Source organism: Paraliomyxa miuraensis (assembly GCF_026337845.1).
Classification (GTDB): Bacteria; Myxococcota_A; Polyangia; order Nannocystales; family Nannocystaceae; genus Paraliomyxa; species Paraliomyxa miuraensis.
The window spans coordinates 196,785-218,240 of the sequence record NZ_JAOVZF010000164.1; the positions used below are offsets into that span (position 1 = coordinate 196,785).

Here is a 21,456-nt window from a genome sequence, read left to right on the forward strand (position 1 = left end):
GCAAAGTAGGCGCCCGGGTCGGAAAGGTCGATTCAGTCATGTCCATGGCCGGTGCAGGGATGGTTCAAGATGCCATCGCGAGGATGCGGCAGGCCAACCGCTCGATGTCCCGCTCTCGTGTGTCTCGTCGAGACATCCGCCTCAATCTTCCCCGTCAGGAGCGCTTCTCCGACGTCTTCCCCTACCCCTGTTACTTCCTGTGTGATGCATGCGGATGGCTCGAGGAGGGTCGAGCCCGCGACCCGATGCGGCGCGCCGCGGATGACGGCCACCACCCGGGGCCCTGCCCCTCGTGCCACGCCACCGCCTGGGTCGACCTCCGTCAGCAGACCATCGCGCTCACGTACCGCGAGGCCGAGGCCTTCGACCGCACGCAGGTCGCGACCCGGGCCCGCCGCTACTTCCTCATCGGCGGCGGCCTGGCGAGCACCCTCGCCGTCGTGGGCCTGATCGCCAGCATCCCCGTGCTCACGGACCTGCCCTGGATGGTCATGGGAATCTGGTTGGTCGCCTGGCTCGGGTTGGGTCGTTGCATGGAGGCGGTCGCCCGCCGCGCACAGCCGGGCCGTGCCCGACCGCGTCGCTGGCGGCGTCCGCTCTCCCCTCCTGCCGTGGCCGAGACGGTTCGGGACGACCTCCAGGGCGTGGTCGAAGGCGAGACCGAGCTCGAGACCCCGCTCGGTCGCGACCGCTGCGTGGCCTGGTCGGTACAGGTCTGGAGCGAGGACGGCTTGATGCTCGACGAGCAGCACCACGCGGCCCTCTCGGTGGATGGCGTGCGACTGCCGGCCGACTCGGTCGCGCTCGACCTCGTGCCGCGTCGACGGCTCCACCCGGCCGCCAACGACGAGGGCTTCGTGCGGTTCATGGCGCGCCGCGGCCTGTCGCCCCATGACGCATCGCTGCAGATCTACGAGTCGCACTTGGTGGCTGGCGTGCCAGTCACCCTCCATCGCCACGGCGACTCGGACCATCCCGCGGTCGTCCTGAGCCAGGCCCCGCGCGCGCTCGCCTCCTGAGCAGCACCGACCTCGGCCGGAGCGCTCCTCTCGCGAGCGACTCCGGCCACGCGGCGTGGGCCCTTCGATGCGCGGCCCGAGCGTCTCGTTCCTGCGCCTCGCTCGAAGCGGGTAGACTCGTGCTCGTGTCGGCGATCCGCTCCCCTTCGCATCGTCATCGCTCCTCGATCGCCGCGCTGGGCGTGGCCGCGGCGATCACCATCGTGCCAGTGTCCGCGCTCGCGAGCATGGGTGTCGAGCCCGTCGAGGACTCGGCCGCCGCGACCGAGCCCGCAGCCGCCGTCGCCTCCGAGCCCGCAGCCGCGGCCGCGCTCGAGCCGATCCCGGTCACCCCCGCGACGATGCCCGAGCACGAGGTGATGATCGCCGACGGCACCCAGCTGCTCGCCGATGGCAAGCCCATCGAGAGCGCCGAGAAGCTCTCCACCGCCTATGTGATCATGCCCTTGCCACAACGCGTGGGATCCAGGGGGCGCTACGTGGTCTCGCTGGCCTGCAACGCCTACGAGGCCGCGTGGCAATCCACCCGGGATGGCGCGCACCTCGAGGCCAACCAGGTGCTGCTGTCGGCGTACTTCGCCGATCTCGAGTCCGCCCGCGCGGCCGGCACGGCCACGGTGCCCGCCGATGCCCAGGAGCAGGCGCTGCGAGAGCGACGGGCTGGCATCGACGAGGTGCTCGCCGAGCTCGCAGGCTCGTCGACCAAGGACACCGCAACAACCACCACCACCGATGATCCCGGGGAGATCGAGTCGCGGGTGGAGGTGACGTTCCCCCCGCCCGATCCACGACTTCGCCGCAACGCCCTCATCCTCGTGGGCGCGGGCGCGGCCGGGGTGGTGGCGGGCGGCATCATGGTGATCGCAGGAGCGAGGGCGGCCGCCCAGGCCGAGGAAGCACGCCGCACCATGGCGGTCTCCGAAGCCGGCGAAGCTCGCAGCACCAAGGTGGCGGGCACCATCGTCGCCACCACGGGCGCCCTGCTGGCCAGCGGCGCGGTCATGGTCCTGGGGATGGGCTCGAACCGACTCCGTCGCCAGCGCGAGAACATCGCGGTGAGGGTGCAACCCACGATCGGCGGGCTCGCCCTGCACGGGCGCTTTTGATGCGGCCGGGAGCGACCGGAGGCACGCGGTCGCCGCCCTCGACGTGAGCACACACACCCGACTTCGCGCTGCGGTCGTGCTCCAATCTTCGCCTGCGCTCGATCGTTTGGCGCTCGACGGGCACCGACGGAAGGAAGAGACCACCTTCATGACTTGCTTGCGTCCTCTTGCCCTCACCGCGCTCATCGCCTTGGCGGTCGCTGCGCCCTCGATTGCCGCCGCCTGCAGCTCCTTCGGGCTCGAGCCGGTCGAGCCCGACACCACCCTCGCCGACGACACGCCGCCGGGCGTGATCGGAGACGTGGACGTGTCCATCGGCCGCGGCAATGCGCCCAAGTGCGTGCTGGGCTCGTGCGAGAGCAGCAGCTGCGACGACATCGGCTTCATCACGCTCGACTTCGCCGCCCCCACCGACGATCAGACCACGGCCGACCGCATGGCCTACGTGATCGAGGTGGTCGACGGCGAGCCCATGGCCGGGCTCCTGCCGGACGGGCCGTTTCGCCCGGGAACGGTCAATCGCATCCCGCTACAGTGGCTCGACGGTGCCACCGATGATCAAGAGGCGTTCGAGTTCACGATCGTGATCCGGGCCGTCGACGAGGCCGGCAACATCGGCGACGCCAGCGAGCCGATCGAGATCGCAGATCCAGGCAGCGCCTCGGGCTGCAGCATCGGCGGCCCCGGTCGCGCGTGGCCGCTGCTGGCCTTGCTGCCGCTGGGCATCTGGGTGCGCCGACGGACGCGGGCTTGCTGACTCCCGCCCGCTACCCCCGGATGATCCGCCCCATGCACTCGGCCAGGGACTCGGGCGTGCACACCAGCACGTCCATTCCCACCTTGCGCAGCTTGCTCGCGGTGTTCTTGTTGTAGGCCGGCCGCGCGTCGTAGCCGAGGGCTCCGAGGCCGATCATCCGCACGCCCGCCTGCGCCATGTCGCGGGTGACCTTCACCAGGTCCTGCTCGGGCCCGCCCTCGTAGAAGTCGGTGATCAGCACCACGATGGTGCGTGCGGGCTCGCGCAGCTGCTGCTGGGCGTAGCGCAGCGCCTTGGCGATGTGCGTACCGCCGCCCAGCTGTACCTGAAGCAGCACGTCGACCGGCTGCCCGACCTGATCGCTCAGATCCACGATCTCGGTGTCGAACAGGTAGAGCGACGTCTTGACCGCCGGGAGCTCGTGGAAGATCGACGCCATGATGGCCGAGAAGATCGCCGAGTCGAGCATGGAGCCCGACTGGTCGACCACTACCATGATGTGCCACGGCCGCTTGTTGCGCTCGGCCGCGTAGAAGAACATGCGGTCCACGACCAGCTGCTGCCGGTCGTGATCGTAGTTGTGGAGGTTGCGGCGAATCGTGGTGCGAAGGTCCAGGTTGCGGAACACCGGCCGCGGCGAGTGACGGTCGCGGCGAATGGCTCCCACGATCGCGGGCTCGACCTGCACCTTGATCTGGTTCTTGAGCTCGGAGACGACCTTGTCGATCACCTTGCGCGCGAGGATCCGGGTCTTGGGATTGAGCAGATCCTTGTGGGTGAGGATGGTCTTGACCAGCTCGACGTTGGGCTCGACCTTCTCGAGCAGGCGCGGCTGCTCGAGCAGCTGGTCGATGCCGCGTCGCTGGATCAGCTCGCGCTCGAGCACCTCGCGGGCCGCGCGGGGAAACAGATCGTGCACGGCGTCGATCCAGGTGGGCACGGTCAGCGGGTGGCCACCACCCAGCCCACCCTGGCGACCACCGCCACGCCGTCCTCCGCCACCCCCGGTGCCCTTGCCCTCGCCCTCACCCTCGGCAGCGAACAGGAACTCGCACACCTCGTCGACCTGCTCGTGCCCCATGCCGCCTTGCAGGCCCACGCCGTGCTCCTCGGCCGTCTTGCCCAGCACCAGGCGCCAGCGCGACAGGGTTCCCACGTCGTTGGCGTCGCTCCCCATCACCGACCCTCCGAAAACCCCTGCATGAACCCTTCCATGATCTGGGCAACGCGCTGATCGACCTCCGCCATCAGCGCGGCCGCGCCCACGGTGAGCGAGAGATCGAGCTCTTCGACCTCGCGCAGGCCGTAGCGCACCGCCACGCGGTCGCACATCACCCCGAGGTCGGCCCCGCGCAGCTTCTCGAACGCCGCGCGGAGGCTCGGCAGCATGACCAGGAAGATCTCCCAGCTCGACGCACGCAGCAGCTCGTCGATGGCCTCCACGATGGCATCGGCGCCGAGCATCAGCGACGCGCGCGAGACCTCGAGGATTCCTCGCACGAGGTCACCCGCCGCCACCATGGCCGTCTCGGCGCCGCGGGCGAGGCCGGAGATCTCGGCGGCCAGCACCGCCCCGTCGATCACCCGCAGCTCGGCCAGGAGCCCCAGCAGCACCCCCCGCATGAACATCGAGCTGGTCTGCGCGGCGGCGCTGCTCACGTAGGCCGCGAACAGATCGCGGTCGAGCGCCACCTCGTGCTCGCCGAGCACCGCCTCGGCCACCGCCTGCAGGCCATCGACGGCCTCGCGCTCCTCTTCGGGGGGCACCGAGGCGATGTCGGGGATCGCGAAGCTGGCGCGGCCGTAGCAGCGCACGACGAGGTCGGCCACGACGTCGCGCCGCAGCCCGCGGAAGGCAGCGTGGCGGTCGATCACCAGCAGCGAGGTGAGGCCGTGAGCCAGCGACACGAAGCGCGGATCGGCATCGATGGCGGGGCCGCACACGTCGTGAAGGCGCGTCGCGAAGTCGGGGAGCTCCATGCGCAGCGCATCGAGCACCCGCGCCGTGGTGGCACCGGCGCTGAGCTGCGCGTGGGCGAGGTCCTCCTCGAGCTTGGCGGCCGCGGCGGACTCGATGGTGTCGCCGAGGGCGCTGCGCTCGACCACCGCGGGATCGATCGAGGGACTCCAGCGCAGGGTCCACGTCTCGCGGTGGATGGTGCCCCGCACGGCCTCGGGGTCGAGCGAGCCCAGGGGCACGCCGAGGTAGCAGAGCCGGTGCAAGAACGCCGAGCGCCTCGCATCCAGCGGCTGCTTGCGATCGAGGCTCAGCACGAAGTTGCGGTCGCGCTGCAGCGCCTCGCCGAGCTCGAGGTCGGAGATCTGGGCCTGGAAGTCGGCCACGATGGGCAGCATGCCGACCGCACGGGTCACCTTGCCCACGCGCGAGCCCACCGCGGCTTCCCGCATCGCGGCCTGTAGATCCTGGCCCACCTCGGCGGGGTCGCCCTTGCAGCAGCAGGTGATGAGCGCGTCCTCGATGTCGTCGAGCACGGGCTCGCTGCGCCCGCGCAGGCGGCCGAGCATCGAGGCATGCTGGGTCACCGCGATCGCATCGGCCGACGACAGCGCACTGCCCTTCTTGCGACCCTGCCGCATCACGCGGGTGACGTGCTCGATGACCAGGTCCTGGTGATCGCCGCCGCGCTGCCGCGTGTCCCACTGCAGCTGGTAGAAGGCCGGGGCGCGGTTGCCCGCCGCGTAGCCCGAGCGCTCGGCCACGCGGTAGTAGGAGTAGGGCACGATCGTGGTGTTGAGCGTGCCGGGGGGCGGCTCGGGGGGCAGCTCGGGATCGTCGCGATCGAGCAGCATGTGGAAGCCGCCGGTGACCACGACCGCCTGCTCGGGCGCGAGCTCGCGCTCGCTCAGGTGGCGGCGAATCTCGCGGAGCATGAAGCGCTCGCGCGGCAGCGTGTCGTCGCTGGCGATGCGTGCGGGATCGGTGGTGGCACGGGCGGCCGCACAGAAGCACGCCATGTCGCGCCGGAAGTCCTCGGTGTCGCGCGCCTGTCCGCCCACCTCGAACAGGCCGTCCCAGGCCTCGTCGAACGTGCGAAAGCCCGCCGCCGCGGCCAGTCGCTGATAGAACTCGCTGCGCTCGATGTGCCCCTCGCTGCCGCGCTCGTGGGTGGCTTCGCCCGCGCTCTCCGAAGGGGCGACGGCCTCGACCCGTGGCTCGGGCTCGTCGTTCTCGGGGGGCCGGTGCGGCTTCATCAGCGCGTGGTGGGGAAGGTCGATGAACGCGAGCTCGGCCCCCACCTCCTGGGCGGCCAGCATCGCCTCCAGCTCGGGCGAGTAGGGCAGCAGCGGATACCACACGGACGAGCGCACGGGCACGTCGGGCGATGGCGTGGCGACTCCGGCCAGGCCCAGGACGTTCGCGTCGTCGCGGTAGCTCGAGTAGATCGCCACCGGGGGCCGGGTCTTGCGATCGAGCAGGTGCGCAATGAGATGGCTGGCCTCGGATGGCCCCTCGATGAGCACGAGCCGGGGCCGCCGCGCCCGGATGGCCGCCCCGACGTGCAGGGCCACCGTGGGCGAGTGGTGGCGCACGGGAAACCAATACGGGCCAGCATCGAGCACTTGCTGCACTCGGGCCTGGAGCGCGGACCAGTCGAGCGGAAGCCCCGGCACCCGCGAGAGCTCGACGCGATCGCTCATTGCCGCAGCGCCACCTCCAAGGCGTCGCACAGCTCCTTCCACACGGGGTCCTTGGCCCCGCGCTTCTTGCCGACCAGCGTGGCGTACTCGCGCAGCGACGCCAGATCGCCGAGGTCCTCCTTGACGACCGAGCCGGTCAGATTGCGAGCGATGTCGGCGGGTCGCACGGTGCCGTCGCCGAAGTAGCGGGCGTGCAGGGCGGCATCGAGGGCGCAGCCGATCGCCTCGGCGGTGCTCATGGTGGTGCCGGGCTGCTTGAGGCCGATGCCCTCCTTGCTCTTGCCCTGCCGCAGCTCGCGGAACACGGTGGTCAAGAGGTCGAGCACGGGCGGGGCGACCTTGGCCTGCAGGCCGTAGCGCTGCATCAGCTCGCTCGTGCGCTGGCGGACCACGCTCTGCTCGGTGCGCTGGTCGCCGATGATGGGGATGTGCACGTAGTTGAAGCGCCGCTTGAGCGCGGCCGACAGCTCGTTGACCCCCTGGTCGCGAGAGTTGGCGGTGGCGATCACGTTGAAGCCGGGCTTGGCCCAGATCAGGGGCGACGAGGGCAGCTCGGGGACCGCGATCGCCTTGTCGGAGAGCACGGAGACCAGTGCGTCCTGCACGTCGGGCACGCAGCGGGTGATCTCCTCGAAGCGCAGCAGCGCCCCCGAGCGCATGGCGTTCATGGTGGGCGAGGGCACCAGGTTGGCCAGCGTGTAGCCCTCGGCGATCACCCGCGCCACGTTCCACGAGTACTTGATGTGCTCCTCGGTGGTGCCCGCGGTGCCCTGGATGGTGAGGCACGAGTTGCCGCAGATGGCGGCCGCGAGGTGCTCGGAGAGCCAGCTCTTGCCGGTGCCCGGCTCGCCCACGAGCAGCAGCGCCCGCTCGGAGGCCAGGGTGACGATGGCCCGCTCCACCACGGTGTCGTCGCCGAAGAACTTGCGGGTGATCTCGACCTCGGTCTGCTTGCCGCGGATGGTGGCGGTGAGCGTCTTGCCGCCCACGATGTAGGTGAGCACCGAGCGCGGCGACAGCCACCACGACGCAGGCGCGGTGTCGGACTCGTTTTGCCGCAGCGCCTCGAGCTGATCGGCGTGAGCGACCTCGGCGGGCTGGCGCAGCACCTCGCCATCGGAGCTCGCCCCCTCGGAAGCGGGCTCCGACGCGCCCGCGCCCGCCTCCTGCTCGGTGCCGACCTCTGCGTCCGGCGACGCCTTGGTCCCCGACTTCTTGGTGCTCTTGCTGGTCTTCTTGGTGGCCACGATGGTCTTCCCTCGGTGAACGGATGGTGGTGGCTCAGCGCCGCACGAGGTTGCGGAGCAGCGCCTTGTGATCGATGCCCTCGGCCGACGTCATGAGGTGGATCGGCCCCGACGGTCCGAGCAGCGCGAGCGGCTGCAGCACGAAGCGACAGGTCTCGTAGTGGAGCAGGCCGAACAGGCGCTTGGCCCCGACCTTGGCCTTGATGCTGGCCATGCCCGGGCCCAGGCCGACCGGGCCCTGGCCCTTGCGCAGGCGCTCGAGGTTCTCGCGCAGGGCCTTGCCCTCCACCCCGTCGGCGACCACCCCGTCGAGCGCGAGCCCCCACGACCGCACGGGGTAGACGTGGCGCTGCTCGTCCTTGGTCGCCGGGCCGAGCTCCCACTGGTCGAGCACGACTTCCTCCTGGAGCTCGTTGGGCAGCTCGAGCGGATCGGCCTGGTGGGCCCGCACGCGAGCCAGCGCGTCGGCGGGCGTCCACCCGGGCACGGAGCCCCAGTCGGTGAAGGGCGCGGCCGCCTCGACCCGACTGTCCTTGCCCAGCGCCAGTCGCTGGCCGGAATCCGAGTGATGCACCATCACGTTGCGAAAGGTGATCACGCCGCCGTCGAGCAAGATCCGGGGCTTGTAGCGCTGCGGACGATCGATGACGAGGTAGGCCTCGGCCGGAATGTCCTGCCCCGACCCCTTTGGCGGCCCTCCGTGCCGGTCGCCTGCGGCGCCCGAGGCCTTCATGGGAAACATCTCGGTGAACGCCAGCGAATCTCCGAGCTTGTCTCCATCGAGCCGCCGCATGCGAAAGTCGAACCCACAGAAGGCACCGGGCACGACCTTCTTGTGGACTCCGAGCGTCACCGCCCGCAGCTCGCTCACCGGCTCGCTGCGGCGATCGATGGCGAGGCGCTCGAACGTGGTCGCGTCACCGTCGCGCAGGGCCCGTGCCATGCCGCGGGCCAGCAACCACGTGCGCCCGATGAACAGCGACAGGCGCCGCGCCGAGAACTGTGCGTCCTGGGCCACGTAGCGGCCGATCTCCCGGCTCACGTTGGACAGCGACGCGGCCAGGCGCAGCAGGCCCTGCCGCGAGACCTCGCGAAAGGTGACGTCGAGCTTGTCGCGGGTGGCCTTGCTTGCGGTGGTCATGCCGCCGCGCAAGAGGCCCTCGATCACGTCGCCGAGCTCGTCGAGCAGCCCTCGCAGGCGCTCGGCATCGGGGCCCCCGGGCATCGTCATGCCTCGACCTCCTGCCCCGCCACGGCCAGCCCGGCCTCCACCACCCGCAGGGTGAGCACGCGATCGAACAGCTGCAGGCTGGTCTGCGCGCGCAGCAGGCCCGCGGGCGCTTCGGGATCATCGTTGCGCACCGCCTCGGCCAGGGCCCCCAGCTGCTCCGCCAGGTGACGCGCCCCCACCCGCGACAGCTCGTCGCGCAGGGCCTCGAGGCGACCGTACTCGTTGGGCCCGGCCGCCCGCACGCCTCGCACCACGAGCTCGTCGATCAGGGTGCGACCGTGCAGGAGGGCCGAGAGGACCTCCTGGAGCTCGTCGTGGTCGATCGCGGTCATGACGGCCGGGCTCGGATCGACGCGCTAGAACGCGTAGAAGTCCTCGGGCACCGTCTCGGTGGGCCGCCAGTCGATCTCGCCCGCCTCGGCGCCCTTGTAGCGCAGGAACACCTCGGCCGCGACGTCCTTGTCGAGGCGGGGGCCGGACTTCTTGGACGCCTGCACCCACGCGTCGACCTTCTCGGCATCGACCTCGCCGGCCTGGGCCAGGCCCAGGATCATCACCATCATGTGCTTGCAGGGCCCGAAGGAGAGCCCGCCGCAGCGGTTCAGGTTGTGGGTGCAGCAGCTATAGCCCTTGTCGCCCAGGATGCAGGCGTAGAGCAGCGAGGCATCGGTCTCGCTCTTGACGATCGCGATCATGCGCTCGTCCTCGACCTGGTGGAACAGCTTGAAGCGCGAGCGCTTGAGCAGCTTCTTGCCCTTCTCGTACGACGACGTGCCCACCGTGACCTTGAGCCGGGCGAGGAAGTCGGCGAGATCGAAGCCGGCATCGGCGGCCAGCTTGGGCATGCCCTTGGCGTCGCGCGGGCCCTTCAGCCCCTCCGGCGGCTTGTAGTTGGGCGGAAAGCGGGTGTAGCCGTCGAAGGTGCCGGTGTGCTTGCCGCCGTAGAAGCGGCAGCCGGCCAGATCGGTGCCGCTCAGATCCACGTCTTGCATGCACGCGACGTCCATCGCATCGCTGACGATCTTGGTGCCGGGGAGCTTGGTTCCCACGAGGCGGGTCTGGGAGAGCTTGCTGTCGCCGCTGAGATCACACTCGCGCAGCGTGGCCTGGTCGAGCTTGGCCTTGCGCAGATCGGCTCCGATCATCGAGGTCTTGCCGAGGGTGGCGCCGGTGAGGTCGGCCTCGACCAGGCTGGCCTGGTCGAGCTTGCCGTCGGTGATCTCGGCGTTGCGCAGCGAGGCTCCGTTGAAGGTGGACAGCGAGAAGTCCAGCCCGTGCATCTTCATGCCGTCGAGCTTGGCCCCGGTGAGCTCGCTGCGCGCGAAGCTGGCCCCCTTGCCCAGCTTGGCCCAGGCCTCGTGGCTGCGGTCGTTCCAGCGCTGTACGCCCTCGGGGCCGCTGCGGAGCTCGTCGAGCAGCGCGTCGACCAACGCGCGCTCGCGCTGGGCCTTGGTCGGCTTGCCGCCGGCCTTGGGCGCAGGGGCGGCCGGCGGCTCGATCCCGCACACCTCGCACCAGGCCGCGGTGACCAGGTGGCGCAGCTCCTTGCCGCCCACCGGGCTCTTGCTGCTCTTGACGGTGAGCGCGTCGAGCTTGGGCGTGCCCTTGCCCCACTTGTTGGCGGTGTCCTGCAGGGCCTTGGCCAGCGACTCGGCCGAGTCGCCGCGATGGTAGTTGCCATGCCGGGTCCGCACGTACACGCGCGACCAGTTGCCGGTCTTGGCGTCGATGTCGACGCTCACCGACGAGCCATCGGGCATGTCGAACGCGATGGCGGTCTGGATGCGCTCGGCGGCCTTGGCAATGGTCTCGAGCTCGCGCAGGCGTGGGCCGATCTCGCCGCCCTGGTCGGCAAGCGCCTCGGCCAGGCCCTTGACCTGGACGTTGCCCTCGAGCTTGGGCACGGTCGCTCCGGCGAGGTTGGCCTCGGTGAAGTCGGCCCCCGCCAGCGTCGCCCCGGTCAAGTCGGCCCCGCCGAGGTTGGCCTTGGTGAGGTTGGCCCGCTCGAGCTTGGCCTCGACTAGCTTGGCCTTGGTGAGCATGGCGCTGGTGAGATCGGCCCCCGTGAGGTTGGCTCCGCTCAGATCGGCGTCGGCGAGCTGGGCTCCGGCCAGCTTGGCGCCCTCGAGGTTGGACCGTTGCAGCTTGATCTGGGTCAGCTCGGCGTTCGTGAGATCGACGCCCGCGAGGTTGCATCCCGACAGCTCGCGGTACGAGAGGCTCACGCCCTCGAGCGAGGCCTGCCGCAGATCGCTGTCGCGGATGGCCGAGGGGTAGGCGCTGTCGAGGCTGGCCCCCTGAAGCTGGCAGCGCTCGATGCGGTCGAACGAGGCGCGGTCGAGCTTGGCTCCCCGTAGATCACAGCCCACCAGGCCCTCGAGCGAGCAGCCACATAGATCGGCGTCGCGCAGGTCGGCATCTTGCAGGGTCAGGCGATGGAGCCGGACGTCGCGCAGCGACAGCTTGCGCAGATCGGCCTTGCCCAGCGAGGGCAGCGGAAAGCCGGCCACGTTCCACGGGTGCTCGAGCATGGTCTGGAGCTTGGTCGTGCCCGCCTTGTCGCCCCGAAGCAAGCCGAGCACCTCGTCGGCCGTGAGCGCGTGGCGCTCGACGAAGGTGGCCACGGGCAGCACCTCGATCGTCGCTCCCTTGGCGACCAGCTTCTCCGCCTGGGTCACTTCGCTGGTGCGCTTGGTGTCGTCGGTCAGCAGCAGGGTGGTGCTCTGGTCGAGGGTCGCGTCGACCATGCCGCCGAGCGCCTCGATCCGGGCCGTGAGGTGACGGGGACCCTTGGCAGACAAGCGCTTGTCGAACACCACGCGAGCGCCCGCGAGCGGCTGGTCGGCGGTGGGCTTCTTCTTCGCGAGCTTGCGCTTGCCGGTGGTCGGAGCCGATGCGGCCGCCGGAGCCGCCGCCGGTGGTGCCGATGAGGCCGACTTCTTCTTTGCCACCTTCTTCGCCACCTTCTTGCTCACGATCGATCCCCTCCGCGTTCGGGTCCGCGCCGAATGGCCTGCATCGTAATACGCCCGGCGGGTGCCGGAGCACCGATCACCCGTACAGGGGTCCGCGGCGGAACGGGTCTCCGTGGGGCCCGGCCAGGCTCGAAATCGGACCACCCGAGCCCTGGTGGCCACCGATTCGGGCCACGGGCAACAACACTCGCCACCCCAAGAGCCCTCGATCACGCCCTCACGGGACCAAGTCGTGGAAAGTATGTCGGGGGATTTCTGGCACGGGGGTTGCTCATGGGTCGGGCGTGGACGAAATCCGCCGAAATCGAAGGCGGCGTCCACTTGGAAACGGACTCGCTTCCATCCCCGACGGTGAGGTCGTGGGCTGGACGCGAGGACGAACGAACAAGGAACGAGCAATCCCAATGACCCCCAAGTCGATCACCAACCGCACCCTCGCTGCCACCCTCATCGCCATGCCGCTGCTCGCCTGCGACGTGGAGTCGCCGGACGCCCTCGACGTGGCGGCCCTCGAGCACGATCAGCCCGCCATCGACGAGCTCGTCGACGACGCCCAGTACATGCGAGAGATCTTCGTGGAGGGCGAGGGCCGCAAGGCCATGCCCCTCGACCTCGCCGACGAGCGCCAGTACCGATTCATCGTCAACCGCCTGCGCGCGGCCGGGCTGAGCCCGGCGACCGCTCCCGAGGCGTTCGACCGCCTGGAGAAGGCCCGCTTCCGCGCCATGAACGACCTGGTGCCCCGCTCCGGCAACGACCGCTGCGACATGTTCGTGACCGACGAGGATGCCCCCGAGGGCACGCTGAGCACCATCGGCCGCTCGAGCTGCGTGGACGGCTCGGACTACTCCTTCGTGCAGGTCTGCCACTACGACGACTTCGGCAACCTGCTCGACTGCACCTTCGAGGAGGAGTTCGGCGGCGGCATCGAGGCCGACGTGTTCACCGAGACCTTCACCCCGATGGGCTTCGCGGACGGATTCTCCTATCAGCTCACCTCGGGCGGCGAGGAGTTCTACTACTACGTCAAGCCGCTCACCGTCACCGGCCAGGTCACGCTGTTCATGGAGCACCCCACCGACGTCAACAGCAGCGGCGGCACCGAGCTGTGCCTCGAGCGCAGCACGTGGAGCCCGGATTGCGACTACAAGCACGCGTACTCGGGCACCTGCAGCGGCAACGCGGTGTGCAACAACCTGGAGCAGCCCATCTTCCCCGTCTACAACGCCGACGGCTCGGGTACGTACAACGACAGCCGGCTCTACATGCCGCTCAAGTCCAACCTCAACGCCGCCCAGCCGCTGCCCGGCCAGTCCCAGATCAACTCGGCGAAGGCCTGGCTCACGCTCAAGTCCTCGGGTGACACGACCCCCGCGGGCGGCCTGTGCTCGGCCGACTTCACCGGCTCCCCCTACGTCAAGCTCGTGCCGTTCGGCAACTTCAAGAAGCTCGCGATCGACCCGTTCGCGCTCGACATGGGCAATGCGCTGTGGCCCGATCACTGCATCGACAACCGCGTGGCCGTGGATCTCCACGTGGAGATCAACGTGCAGACCGGCTCCAGCGCCCGCAACTACGTGTTCAGCTCGTCCCGCAACACCCAGCAGATCTCGATCGCGTGGGGCTGCCTGCCCCCCGGGACGCCGATCACCCTGGCCGACGGCACCGAGCTGCCGATCGAGCGCATCGTGCCCGGCGACCAGGTCACGACCGACGAAGAGGGCCACGTGCTGACGGTCGTGGACGTGACCGAGGGCAGCGAGAAGGAGCCGCTGATGGTGATCGAGGACAGCCTGGGCCACGTGGTGCGGCTGACCGCGACGCACCCGGTGCCCACGCTGGGTCGCGGGATGCTCGAGGCGCGCGAGTTGTCGGTGGGCGACGAGATCGAGACCGACGAGGGCATCACCTACGTGGTGAGCGTGGACCGCGAGGCCTACGAGGGCGAGGTCTTCAACCTGGTGCTGGGCACCCCCGAGGAGCTCGAGAAGCTCGGCGACCAGACCACGATGATCGCCAACCACGTGGTGGTGGGTGACGCTCGCATGCAGGGTGCGCTCAAGGTCGAGCGCAGCGCCGCGGCACAGGCCGCCCGCGAGGCCGCCCCGATCCCGTCGGAGCTGTACGTCGACTACGTGGGCGCCCAGATCCGCAGCTTCGTGCGCAGCCTCGAGGGCTAGGCCGCTTCGAGGCGGTAGTGGAGTGACCATGACGGCGGCGCAGCTCGGACTCCGGGCTGCGCCGCCTTGCTCGTGCGAGTGCCAATGGTGCGGGTCCGAGCATTGGGCGCTATCGAGGCCTACGACCCCTCCAGCATCCGCTCGTACTCCTCGTCGCTCACCTCGACCCCCGCGGTCCTCAGCCCCTCGACATCGGCCCCCAGGTGCACCCGTCCGTCACCGCCCACGAACACGGGCCACTCTGCGTACCGGTGGTGTGCCATCCACCAAGTTCCCTCGATCACGAGCCTCCCGCACACCAGCGAGTCCGGCAACTGCGTCGCCGGCCACCACAGCATGCTCCGTTCGACCAGGAGGCTCAGCGTATGGCGACAGGCCCTGACGGACAGCGCCCCGTCGTCGAGCGGGATCGTCACCAACGAGAGCTCCCGACCAGGTCCTTCAGCAACGGCCATTGCGAAGTCGCTCGCAGGGCAGTCGGACGCCAGGTAGACCCGCGGCCAGTCCTCGGGGAGGTGGCGATGCACGGACGCATACCACACCAAGCCGAGCACGAAGATCACTCCTCCCACGGCAGCTCCGATGAGTCGTACGAACACGTTCTTCATGTCCCGCACGCTCCTTCCCGATCCTCGAGCACTTGGAGCATGCACTCGAATTCGTCCAAGTGATGCCTCGCGAACAGCATGTTCCACCCGAGCGACGAGGGTGTGACCGATGTCGGCCCTTGGGCGGCCGCCTCGAGTCCTTCGAGGGAGCGCCGTTCCTCCACGACCAAGCGGCGATAGTGTGACTCGATCTCCACGCGCTTGCTCGGATCCCACGACGAACCGCGCCCGGTCTGCGAAAACGACAGCTCCGAACCGAGGCTCGGCGGCATGGGGACCTCCTCGCGGCCAGCCCATGCCTCCGTTGCGCACGAGGCCAAGGCCCGGCAGGCGGGCTGGTCGGCGCCACGGGTCAGGTCCGCCCTGGCGTAGGCGATCTCCCCCGTATCCTCACCGCTACGGCGGAGGACGGCCACGATCTCCCATCCGCACTTGTGGTCGAGCTCGGGCTCGAACCGGGCCGCACACCGTGCCACCTCGAGCTCGGCCCGACCGCCGAGCCCGACCGACAAGGCCCACTCGAGGAGCCCCATGAATTCCTCGAGCGACTCCTCGTCGTCGGTGAGCAAGTACAAGGGTGATGCATCTCGCGGAGGCTCGAGCGAGATCCCATCCCGAACCCACTCCAGCGGCGGGCTGGCGGGATCAATCGACCGCGGCCGGATCCCTCCTGGCATGGTGACGGTCGGTGGCCCCGGCTCGTCGGCCTCGTGACGCTCGGCGCCGGCCTCCGTCCACACCCGCCGGTCGCTTGCCACGCGACACCAGGCGAGGACGCACAGGCTTCCGAGCACGATGACACCCGGCAACCACCGGGCCCAGGATCGTCGTACGGACATGGCACGGGGATCCTAGAGGGTGGTCGTGGAGATCGAATATTCGCCGTCGCCGTCGCCAAAACCGCCGGAAGAAATAGCAGTGGTGCTTCCGACGCACTCGATCTTGAGATCCATGCAATGGGCGGCTGAGACCTTGTGGCACTTGCTATCGTCTTTGTTGGTCGGCCCGCAGGTCCAGTGAGTGACCGAGTGCGTACACGCCGAGCAACCCCCACCCGCGCGAGCGGTGTGTGGGAGCACGGTGGTGACACCGACCCCGACCATCACGACCCCGACGAAGGTCGCGACCGGTAGCAGTATGCCGGCCAGACGGCGAAGGACACGATGAATGAACGCATTCGTTGGCACCGTTCCTTCCTTCGATCCAATCCACTCCCCGCAAGGCAAAGAGCCTCGCCAAATCACCCGTACAGCAGCCAGCTGATCCCCAGGTTCAGCAGGATGCACATCACGGCCCCGTGGACGATCGCCCGATTCGTCGCGATGCCCACCCCCTCGGCGCCCTCCTTCTTGGCCGCCCGGTAGCCGTGGAACGTGGCGATGAGGGCCACCAGCCAGCCGAAGACGAGGCCCTTGAACATCCCCACGGCCAGATCGGAGAGGCCCACCACCTCGGCGAGCTGGCTGCGAAAGGTGCCTCCGTCCAGGCCCAGCTGCCACACCGCGCCCGCGTAGCTGGCCCCGATGCCGATCACGTTGGCGTAGCCGCACAGCACGGGCAGGGCCAGGGTCACGGCCCACAGGCGAGGGGCCACCAGGTGGCGCATGGGATCGACCGACATCACCTCGAGCGCCTCGACCTGCTCGCTGATCTTCATGTTGGCCAGCGCGGCGGCCAGGTTGGCGCCGATGCGGGCCCCGCAGACCACGGCCGCCATCACCGGGTAGAGCTCGCGCACGCCCCCGATGCCCGCGAACATGCCCAGGAAGTCCTGGCCGCCGAAGCGCTCGAAGGTCGCGTAGGACTGCACCGAGAGGTTCAGGCCCGCGAACACGGTGAGGATGGTCAGGAGCCCCACGCTGCCCACGCCCGCCTGGTAGAAGTGCCGGGCGAACTCCGGTAGCGGGGGGATCTGGGTGAATTGGGCCGCGAGCGCCCGGCGAGCGAACAGCAGGAAATCGCTCAGGGTGCGGAGCAGCTCGCTCATATCCCGGCCCCCAGGAGCGCCATGCTCACCACGTAGTCGACCAGGAGGATGAGCACGATGGTGTAGACCACCGTGTCGTTGGCGGCCTTGCCCACCGCCTCGGCGCCGCCCTTGGTGCCCATGCCGAGGTAGCCGGCGATGAGCCCCACCGCGGTGCCGAACAGCGCGCACTTGCCAAGGCCCACCCAGAGGTCGGCGGGGGTGATCTGGGCGGTGAGGTGCTCGATGAAGGCGCCGTGGTTGACGCCGCCCAGCGGCACCGCGAACACCCACCCCGAGAGCACGCCGAGCACGTTGGTCAGCACGTTGAGCAAGGGCGTGACCAGCATGCAGGCCACCACGCCGGGGACGACCACGTAGCGCATGGGGTCCACGCTCATCACGGCGAGGGCGTCGATCTGGCCGCGGACCTTCATGGTGCCGATGCGCGCGGCGATCGAAGAGCCCGCCTGGGCGGCCACCATCACCGACGCGAGCGCCGGGCTGTACTCGCGGAAGATCGCGGTGCCGAGCAGCGAGCTGAGCATGCGATCGAGGCCGAACATGCGGAAGATCTCGAGCCCCTGCAGCGAGATCACGGCCCCCACCGGGGCCACCGCCAAGCCGACCGGGATGATGCAGCGCTTGACCAGGGTGGCCATGATCCGCAGCATCTCGCTGATGTGGCGCGGCGAGGTGACCGCGGTGTGCAGCACGTCGAGGAAGAACGAGAAGCCGGCGCCGATCGTCGCGAGCAGCTGGAGCATGGGCCGCATGGGCTGGGTGCGAAATCTACCACCATCTCCCCGCCGAAGGCCCTGCGACATACGATGCCCATCGTCATGTCACGCTCGAAGCAGGTCGTCGTCGTGTCCTCGTGGCTGATGCTGGCGGTGGGCGCGGCGTGCAGGGTGGGAGCACCCGAGTCCACGCCCAACGACCCGCCCGCGGTCGGCGACGACCCCGGGCCCGGGAACTCCGACGCCGATACCGATCTCATGGCCGGCGGACGCATCGAGATCACGCTCTACTTCACCCACGTCGAGGGCGTGATCGATGGCGACTGTGAGGCGGTTCGCAGCGTGACCCGCACCGTCGCCGCCGAGCCCGACGTGCCCACGCTCGCGATCCGCCTGCTGCTCGAGGGCCCCACCGAGCACGAGCGATCTCGCAGCGGAGTGAGCAGCCCGTTCGAGCGCGACGGCTCGATGCCCGGGCAGCAAGACCTGCGACGCTACTTCACCCGCGTGGTGATCGAGGGTGACGCGGCCGTCGTGGAGTTCGACGACCCCATGGCCTGGGACTACTTCGCGCGCGAAGCCTGCCGTCAGGGAGCGATGGACGCGGCATTCGAACACACGCTCCGCGGGCTGCCCGGCATCGCACGCGTGCGCCATCGAGTCGCGGGCCGCGAGGTCGGCGACGAGCGCGGAGCCTGAGCTCCTCGTTCGAGGGTCCGACCGACGATCCGACCGACGATCCGACCGACGCTCCGACCGTCGAGGTGGAGGGCGGCGCGCCGGGGGCCGACTGGGCCGCGTCGTTCCGTTGCGTGCGATCGGACCTCGTGCCATCGTGCACCCATGGCGGGGCAGGTCCGGCTACAGCTCGGCATCTCGGAATTCCGTCGCCTCCGCGAGGACGAGCTGGTCTACGTCGACAAGTCGCTGCTCGTCCGCGACGTGATTGCGGATGCAGCGACGGTGCTGCTGCTGCCACGCCCGCGGCGCTTCGGCAAGACCACGAACCTCTCGATGCTGCGGACGTTCTTCGCGCGGTCGACCGAGCCGCTGTGGTCGCTGTTCGAGGGGCTGGCGATCGCCAACGCGGGCGAGGGCGTGCGGCAGCACTTCCAGCGTTACCCGACCATCGCGCTGACGTTCAAGGACGTCACGGCACGGACCTGGACGGACTGCCGCGCCGCGCTGGCGCTCGTGATCTCCAGGGCCTACGAGGAGCATGCCGAGCTGCTGACGGCCGGGACGCTCTCGGAATCGGAGGCCGAGACCTTCCGTGCGATCCAGCATGGACGCGCCTCCAATGCTCAGATGTGGGCCTCCCTCGGCGAGCTCTCGAAGTACCTGCAGCGCCGCCACGGCGAGCGCGTCGTGATCCTGATCGACGAGTACGACACGCCGCTCCACGCGAGCTTCGTGCACCGCTACTACGACGACGCGGTGGAGTTCTTTCGCAATTTCCTGTCGGGCGGGCTCAAGGACAATCCGAGCCTGTGGAAGGGCGTGCTGACGGGCGTGCTGCGAATGGCGCGTGACAGCGTGTTCACGGGGCTCAACAACCTCCGGGTCCACTCGCTGCTGCGCCCCGAGTACAGCCAGTACTTCGGCTTCACCGAGGACGAGGTCGCAGCGCTGCTCGCGTCGGTGGGCGCGTCCGATCGCATGGACGACGTGCGCGGCTGGTACAACGGCTACGTCTTCGGCGGCCGGATCATGTACAACCCCTGGTCGGTGCTCGCGTACCTCGAGAGCCAGGATCGCGAGCTGCGGCCATATTGGGCCGATACCAGCTCCAACGACCTCGTGCGCGAGCTCTTGGTCGGTCAGGGGCTCGGACTGCGCAGCGAGATGGAGCGGCTGATGCGGGGCGAGGAGATCGAGCGCACCGTGGCCGAGCACGTTGCGATGCGCGACCTGCAGGTCAAGGGCGAGCTGCTGTGGAGCCTGCTGCTCTACACGGGCTACCTCAAGGCGGTGGAGCAGCGACGCGAGAGTCGGCAGCTGTGGTGTCGTCTCGCGATCCCCAACCAGGAAGTGCTCTCGATCTACGAGTCGGTGTTCCTCGCCTGGGCCGACGAGGGGCTCGGCGGCGACCAGAAGCGGCACGAGCTCATCCGCGCGCTGCTGGGGGGTGATGCGGAGACCTGCGAACGGCTGCTCGAGCACTGGCTGCTCGCGAGCGCATCGCTATTCGACACCGCCCGATACCATCCCCCCGAGAGGTTCTACCACGGCTTCGTATTGGGGGTACTGGTGAGTCTGGGCGATCGCTACGAGGTGGTGTCCAACCAGGAGTCGGGCTACGGCCGCTGCGACGTGATGATCACGCCGCGAGCGGCCGGCCAGCCCGGGGTCGTGCTGGAGCTGAAGGTTCGCGACGAGCGTCGCGGCGAGACGGTGGAGCAGGCGCTCGAGCGCGCGCTCGAGCAGCTCGCGGCACGCGACTACGCGGCCAGGCTACGCACCCGGGGCGCGACGCCCGTGCACGAGCTGGCCGTGGTCTTCGACGGCAAGCGCGTGATTGCGAAGGAGCGCGAGCGGACCGCGTAGGCGTGTGAACCCATGGGGCCCCGACCACGCGAGGCTGCTACTTGGTCGCCCCCACCGTCCGCACCCGCGCCACGGCCTCGTCGTAGAGCGCCTTGCGCTCCTTGCTGCGCGCGTCGATGAACCTCACCAGTGCCGCCTCGAGCTTCTGCATCGCCTTGCGGCAGCCCTTGTGGATCTTCACGGCCTGCGCGGGGTGGTTCACGTCGCGCTTGATGCGGGTGGGCTTCCAGGCCTTGGCCACGCAGGCGTTCCACTCGGCGTCGATGGCCTCGAGCTCGTCGACGGTCGACTGCGGGTGCGCGCCGGCCTTGACCAGCGAGCTGATGACGGTGATGTCGGCGTAGGTGTCTTGCAGCGGGGCCGGCCAGCTCGCCTCGGGCCCGGTGCCGGGGACGACGAGCTTGGCGGGCTGGTTGACGTCGAGCCGGTAGCGACCGCCGTCGAGCGTGACGAACACCACCGTCGAGCCGTCCACCTCCCAGACCAGGCCCGGCGTTCCGTCGGCGAGCTCGTCACGATCGTCGCTGCGGCGCACGAGGATGTGGTTGCCGAGGTCGCGCTCGGGCGACGACACGCCGATGATCCGGGCGCCGTGCTTGACGAGCGCCTTGTAGCGCTTGGCCTCGTCGTCGTCGGTCGCGAAGTCGCCACCGCCATAGGCCATGCCCGAGAACGAGGACGGCACGGTCTCCGCCCGGGCGACCCAGCCGTCCTCGCCGGGCTCGACGTAGTGCACGAACATCGAGGCCTCGGCCTTGGCGATCGCTGCCCTCACCTTGGCGAGGTCGGCCGAGTCCTTGGCCTCGAACTCGGGAAAGCGCCCGCGCACGCTGATTCCCTCGAGCCGTGCGGCAACCTCGGCCCAGGCGGGCAGAGGCTCGGGCGGCGCGACGGGTGGTCCGGCGACGGTGGGCGGACCCAGCGGGGCAACGGCGGTGTCGTCGGCCGTGGCCGGCAGCTCGTCCTTGCCGCGCAGGTAGGTGATGCCACCGTGCTTGCCGATCGACACCCGCGGCGTGGCGGTGGGATCGAGCAGCACGTAGTCGAGCAGCTCGCCACGATCGTTGCGGCGCTCCTGCTGCGTCAGCTCGAACACGTCCTGCTCACCGTCGACCTGGAGCTTGATCGGCGTACCGGAGCGATCGAGCGTGAAGCCGATCATTCCGTCGGCGGTGCGAAAGTGGGCGAGTGGGCGCTGCGCCGGAGTGGAGGTCTGACCTCCGGCCTGCGCGGTGCCCTGGTCGGGCGTGGTGGTCTGCACGGGCTCCTTGCCGCAGCTCGCGAGCAAGAGACCGAGACCGAGGACCGAGGGGTACGAGAACGTTCGAAGCGTGCGCATGGGGGTTCCTCGCGAGGATCGGGGTGCAGCATACCCCCCTGACCCCACGAAGGGCACGACGCTCCACGACCCGCGCGATTA

The 21,456-nt window shown here is 69.5% G+C and carries 17 protein-coding genes; 6 read left to right on the top strand and 11 right to left on the bottom strand.

The annotated features are described in order from the left end of the window. Positions 1 to 104: 104 nt before the first annotated feature. The 3 genes from OEB96_RS44020 to OEB96_RS44030 all read left to right on the top strand — a co-directional run bounded on the left by OEB96_RS44020 (position 105) and on the right by OEB96_RS44030 (position 2,882). The gene (locus OEB96_RS44020; RefSeq protein ID WP_266222991.1) at positions 105 to 1,019 is read left to right on the top strand and encodes a hypothetical protein; all 915 of its coding nucleotides are present in this window, start codon (positions 105 to 107) and stop codon (positions 1,017 to 1,019) included. 125 nt (positions 1,020 to 1,144) lie between these two features. Further along, positions 1,145 to 2,125, top strand: coding sequence for a hypothetical protein (locus tag OEB96_RS44025; RefSeq protein WP_266222992.1), 981 nt, complete (start codon positions 1,145 to 1,147; stop codon positions 2,123 to 2,125). Between the two features lie 148 nt (positions 2,126 to 2,273). Continuing rightward, positions 2,274 to 2,882: an MYXO-CTERM sorting domain-containing protein gene (locus OEB96_RS44030; RefSeq protein ID WP_266222993.1), complete on the top strand. Its 609-nt coding sequence runs from the start codon at positions 2,274 to 2,276 to the stop codon at positions 2,880 to 2,882. Positions 2,883 to 2,892: 10 nt separating this feature from the next. Here OEB96_RS44030 and OEB96_RS44035 read toward each other — a convergent pair whose 3' ends face one another. The 6 genes from OEB96_RS44035 to OEB96_RS44060 are packed head-to-tail and all read right to left on the bottom strand — an operon-like array spanning position 2,893 to position 11,995. Then, complete coding sequence (locus tag OEB96_RS44035) at positions 2,893 to 4,059, bottom strand: VWA domain-containing protein (protein WP_266222994.1); 1,167 nt, start codon at positions 4,057 to 4,059, stop codon at positions 2,893 to 2,895. After that, positions 4,059 to 6,542, bottom strand: coding sequence for a DUF5682 family protein (locus tag OEB96_RS44040; protein WP_266222995.1), 2,484 nt, complete (start codon positions 6,540 to 6,542; stop codon positions 4,059 to 4,061). Before OEB96_RS44040 ends, OEB96_RS44035 begins: the two co-directional genes overlap by 1 nt. Then, the gene (locus OEB96_RS44045) at positions 6,539 to 7,789 is read right to left on the bottom strand and encodes an ATP-binding protein (RefSeq protein WP_266222996.1); all 1,251 of its coding nucleotides are present in this window, start codon (positions 7,787 to 7,789) and stop codon (positions 6,539 to 6,541) included. The genes OEB96_RS44040 and OEB96_RS44045 overlap by 4 nt, the downstream gene beginning before the upstream one ends. Before the next feature lie 34 nt (positions 7,790 to 7,823). After that, positions 7,824 to 9,020, bottom strand: coding sequence for a hypothetical protein (locus OEB96_RS44050; protein WP_266222997.1), 1,197 nt, complete (start codon positions 9,018 to 9,020; stop codon positions 7,824 to 7,826). Beyond that, on the bottom strand, positions 9,017 to 9,352 hold the full coding sequence (locus OEB96_RS44055; RefSeq protein WP_266222998.1) for a hypothetical protein: 336 nt from the start codon (positions 9,350 to 9,352) through the stop codon (positions 9,017 to 9,019). The genes OEB96_RS44050 and OEB96_RS44055 overlap by 4 nt, the downstream gene beginning before the upstream one ends. Positions 9,353 to 9,376: 24 nt before the next feature. Continuing rightward, positions 9,377 to 11,995, bottom strand: a complete 2,619-nt coding sequence (locus tag OEB96_RS44060) for a pentapeptide repeat-containing protein (RefSeq protein ID WP_266222999.1) — start codon at positions 11,993 to 11,995, stop codon at positions 9,377 to 9,379. 404 nt (positions 11,996 to 12,399) lie between these two features. On the opposite strand from OEB96_RS44060, the gene OEB96_RS44065 reads away from it, so the two are divergent. Further along, positions 12,400 to 14,175: a Hint domain-containing protein gene (locus OEB96_RS44065; protein ID WP_266223000.1), complete on the top strand. Its 1,776-nt coding sequence runs from the start codon at positions 12,400 to 12,402 to the stop codon at positions 14,173 to 14,175. A gap of 119 nt (positions 14,176 to 14,294) precedes the next feature. On the opposite strand, the gene OEB96_RS44070 is transcribed toward OEB96_RS44065, so the two are convergent. The 4 genes from OEB96_RS44070 to OEB96_RS44085 all read right to left on the bottom strand — a co-directional run bounded on the left by OEB96_RS44070 (position 14,295) and on the right by OEB96_RS44085 (position 17,516). Further along, positions 14,295 to 14,783 (bottom strand): hypothetical protein, encoded by a 489-nt coding sequence (locus tag OEB96_RS44070; RefSeq protein ID WP_266223001.1) that lies wholly within the window; start codon positions 14,781 to 14,783, stop codon positions 14,295 to 14,297. Beyond that, the gene (locus OEB96_RS44075; protein ID WP_266223002.1) at positions 14,780 to 15,622 is read right to left on the bottom strand and encodes a hypothetical protein; all 843 of its coding nucleotides are present in this window, start codon (positions 15,620 to 15,622) and stop codon (positions 14,780 to 14,782) included. The genes OEB96_RS44070 and OEB96_RS44075 overlap by 4 nt, the downstream gene beginning before the upstream one ends. A gap of 401 nt (positions 15,623 to 16,023) precedes the next feature. Then, on the bottom strand, positions 16,024 to 16,770 hold the full coding sequence (locus tag OEB96_RS44080) for an MlaE family ABC transporter permease (RefSeq protein ID WP_266223003.1): 747 nt from the start codon (positions 16,768 to 16,770) through the stop codon (positions 16,024 to 16,026). Then, the gene (locus OEB96_RS44085; RefSeq protein ID WP_266223004.1) at positions 16,767 to 17,516 is read right to left on the bottom strand and encodes an MlaE family ABC transporter permease; all 750 of its coding nucleotides are present in this window, start codon (positions 17,514 to 17,516) and stop codon (positions 16,767 to 16,769) included. The genes OEB96_RS44080 and OEB96_RS44085 overlap by 4 nt, the downstream gene beginning before the upstream one ends. 75 nt (positions 17,517 to 17,591) lie before the next feature. On the opposite strand from OEB96_RS44085, the gene OEB96_RS44090 reads away from it, so the two are divergent. Together OEB96_RS44090 and OEB96_RS44095 are read left to right on the top strand one after the other, a co-directional pair. Further along, positions 17,592 to 18,188, top strand: a complete 597-nt coding sequence (locus OEB96_RS44090) for a GerMN domain-containing protein (protein ID WP_266223005.1) — start codon at positions 17,592 to 17,594, stop codon at positions 18,186 to 18,188. A gap of 144 nt (positions 18,189 to 18,332) precedes the next feature. Beyond that, the gene (locus tag OEB96_RS44095) at positions 18,333 to 20,036 is read left to right on the top strand and encodes an AAA family ATPase (protein WP_266223006.1); all 1,704 of its coding nucleotides are present in this window, start codon (positions 18,333 to 18,335) and stop codon (positions 20,034 to 20,036) included. A 37-nt stretch (positions 20,037 to 20,073) separates the two neighbouring features. Here OEB96_RS44095 and OEB96_RS44100 read toward each other — a convergent pair whose 3' ends face one another. Next, positions 20,074 to 21,375 carry a hypothetical protein gene (locus tag OEB96_RS44100; protein ID WP_266223007.1) on the bottom strand — a complete coding sequence of 434 codons (1,302 nt, stop codon included), beginning with the start codon at positions 21,373 to 21,375 and terminating at the stop codon, positions 20,074 to 20,076. Between the last annotated feature and the right edge of the window lie 81 nt (positions 21,376 to 21,456).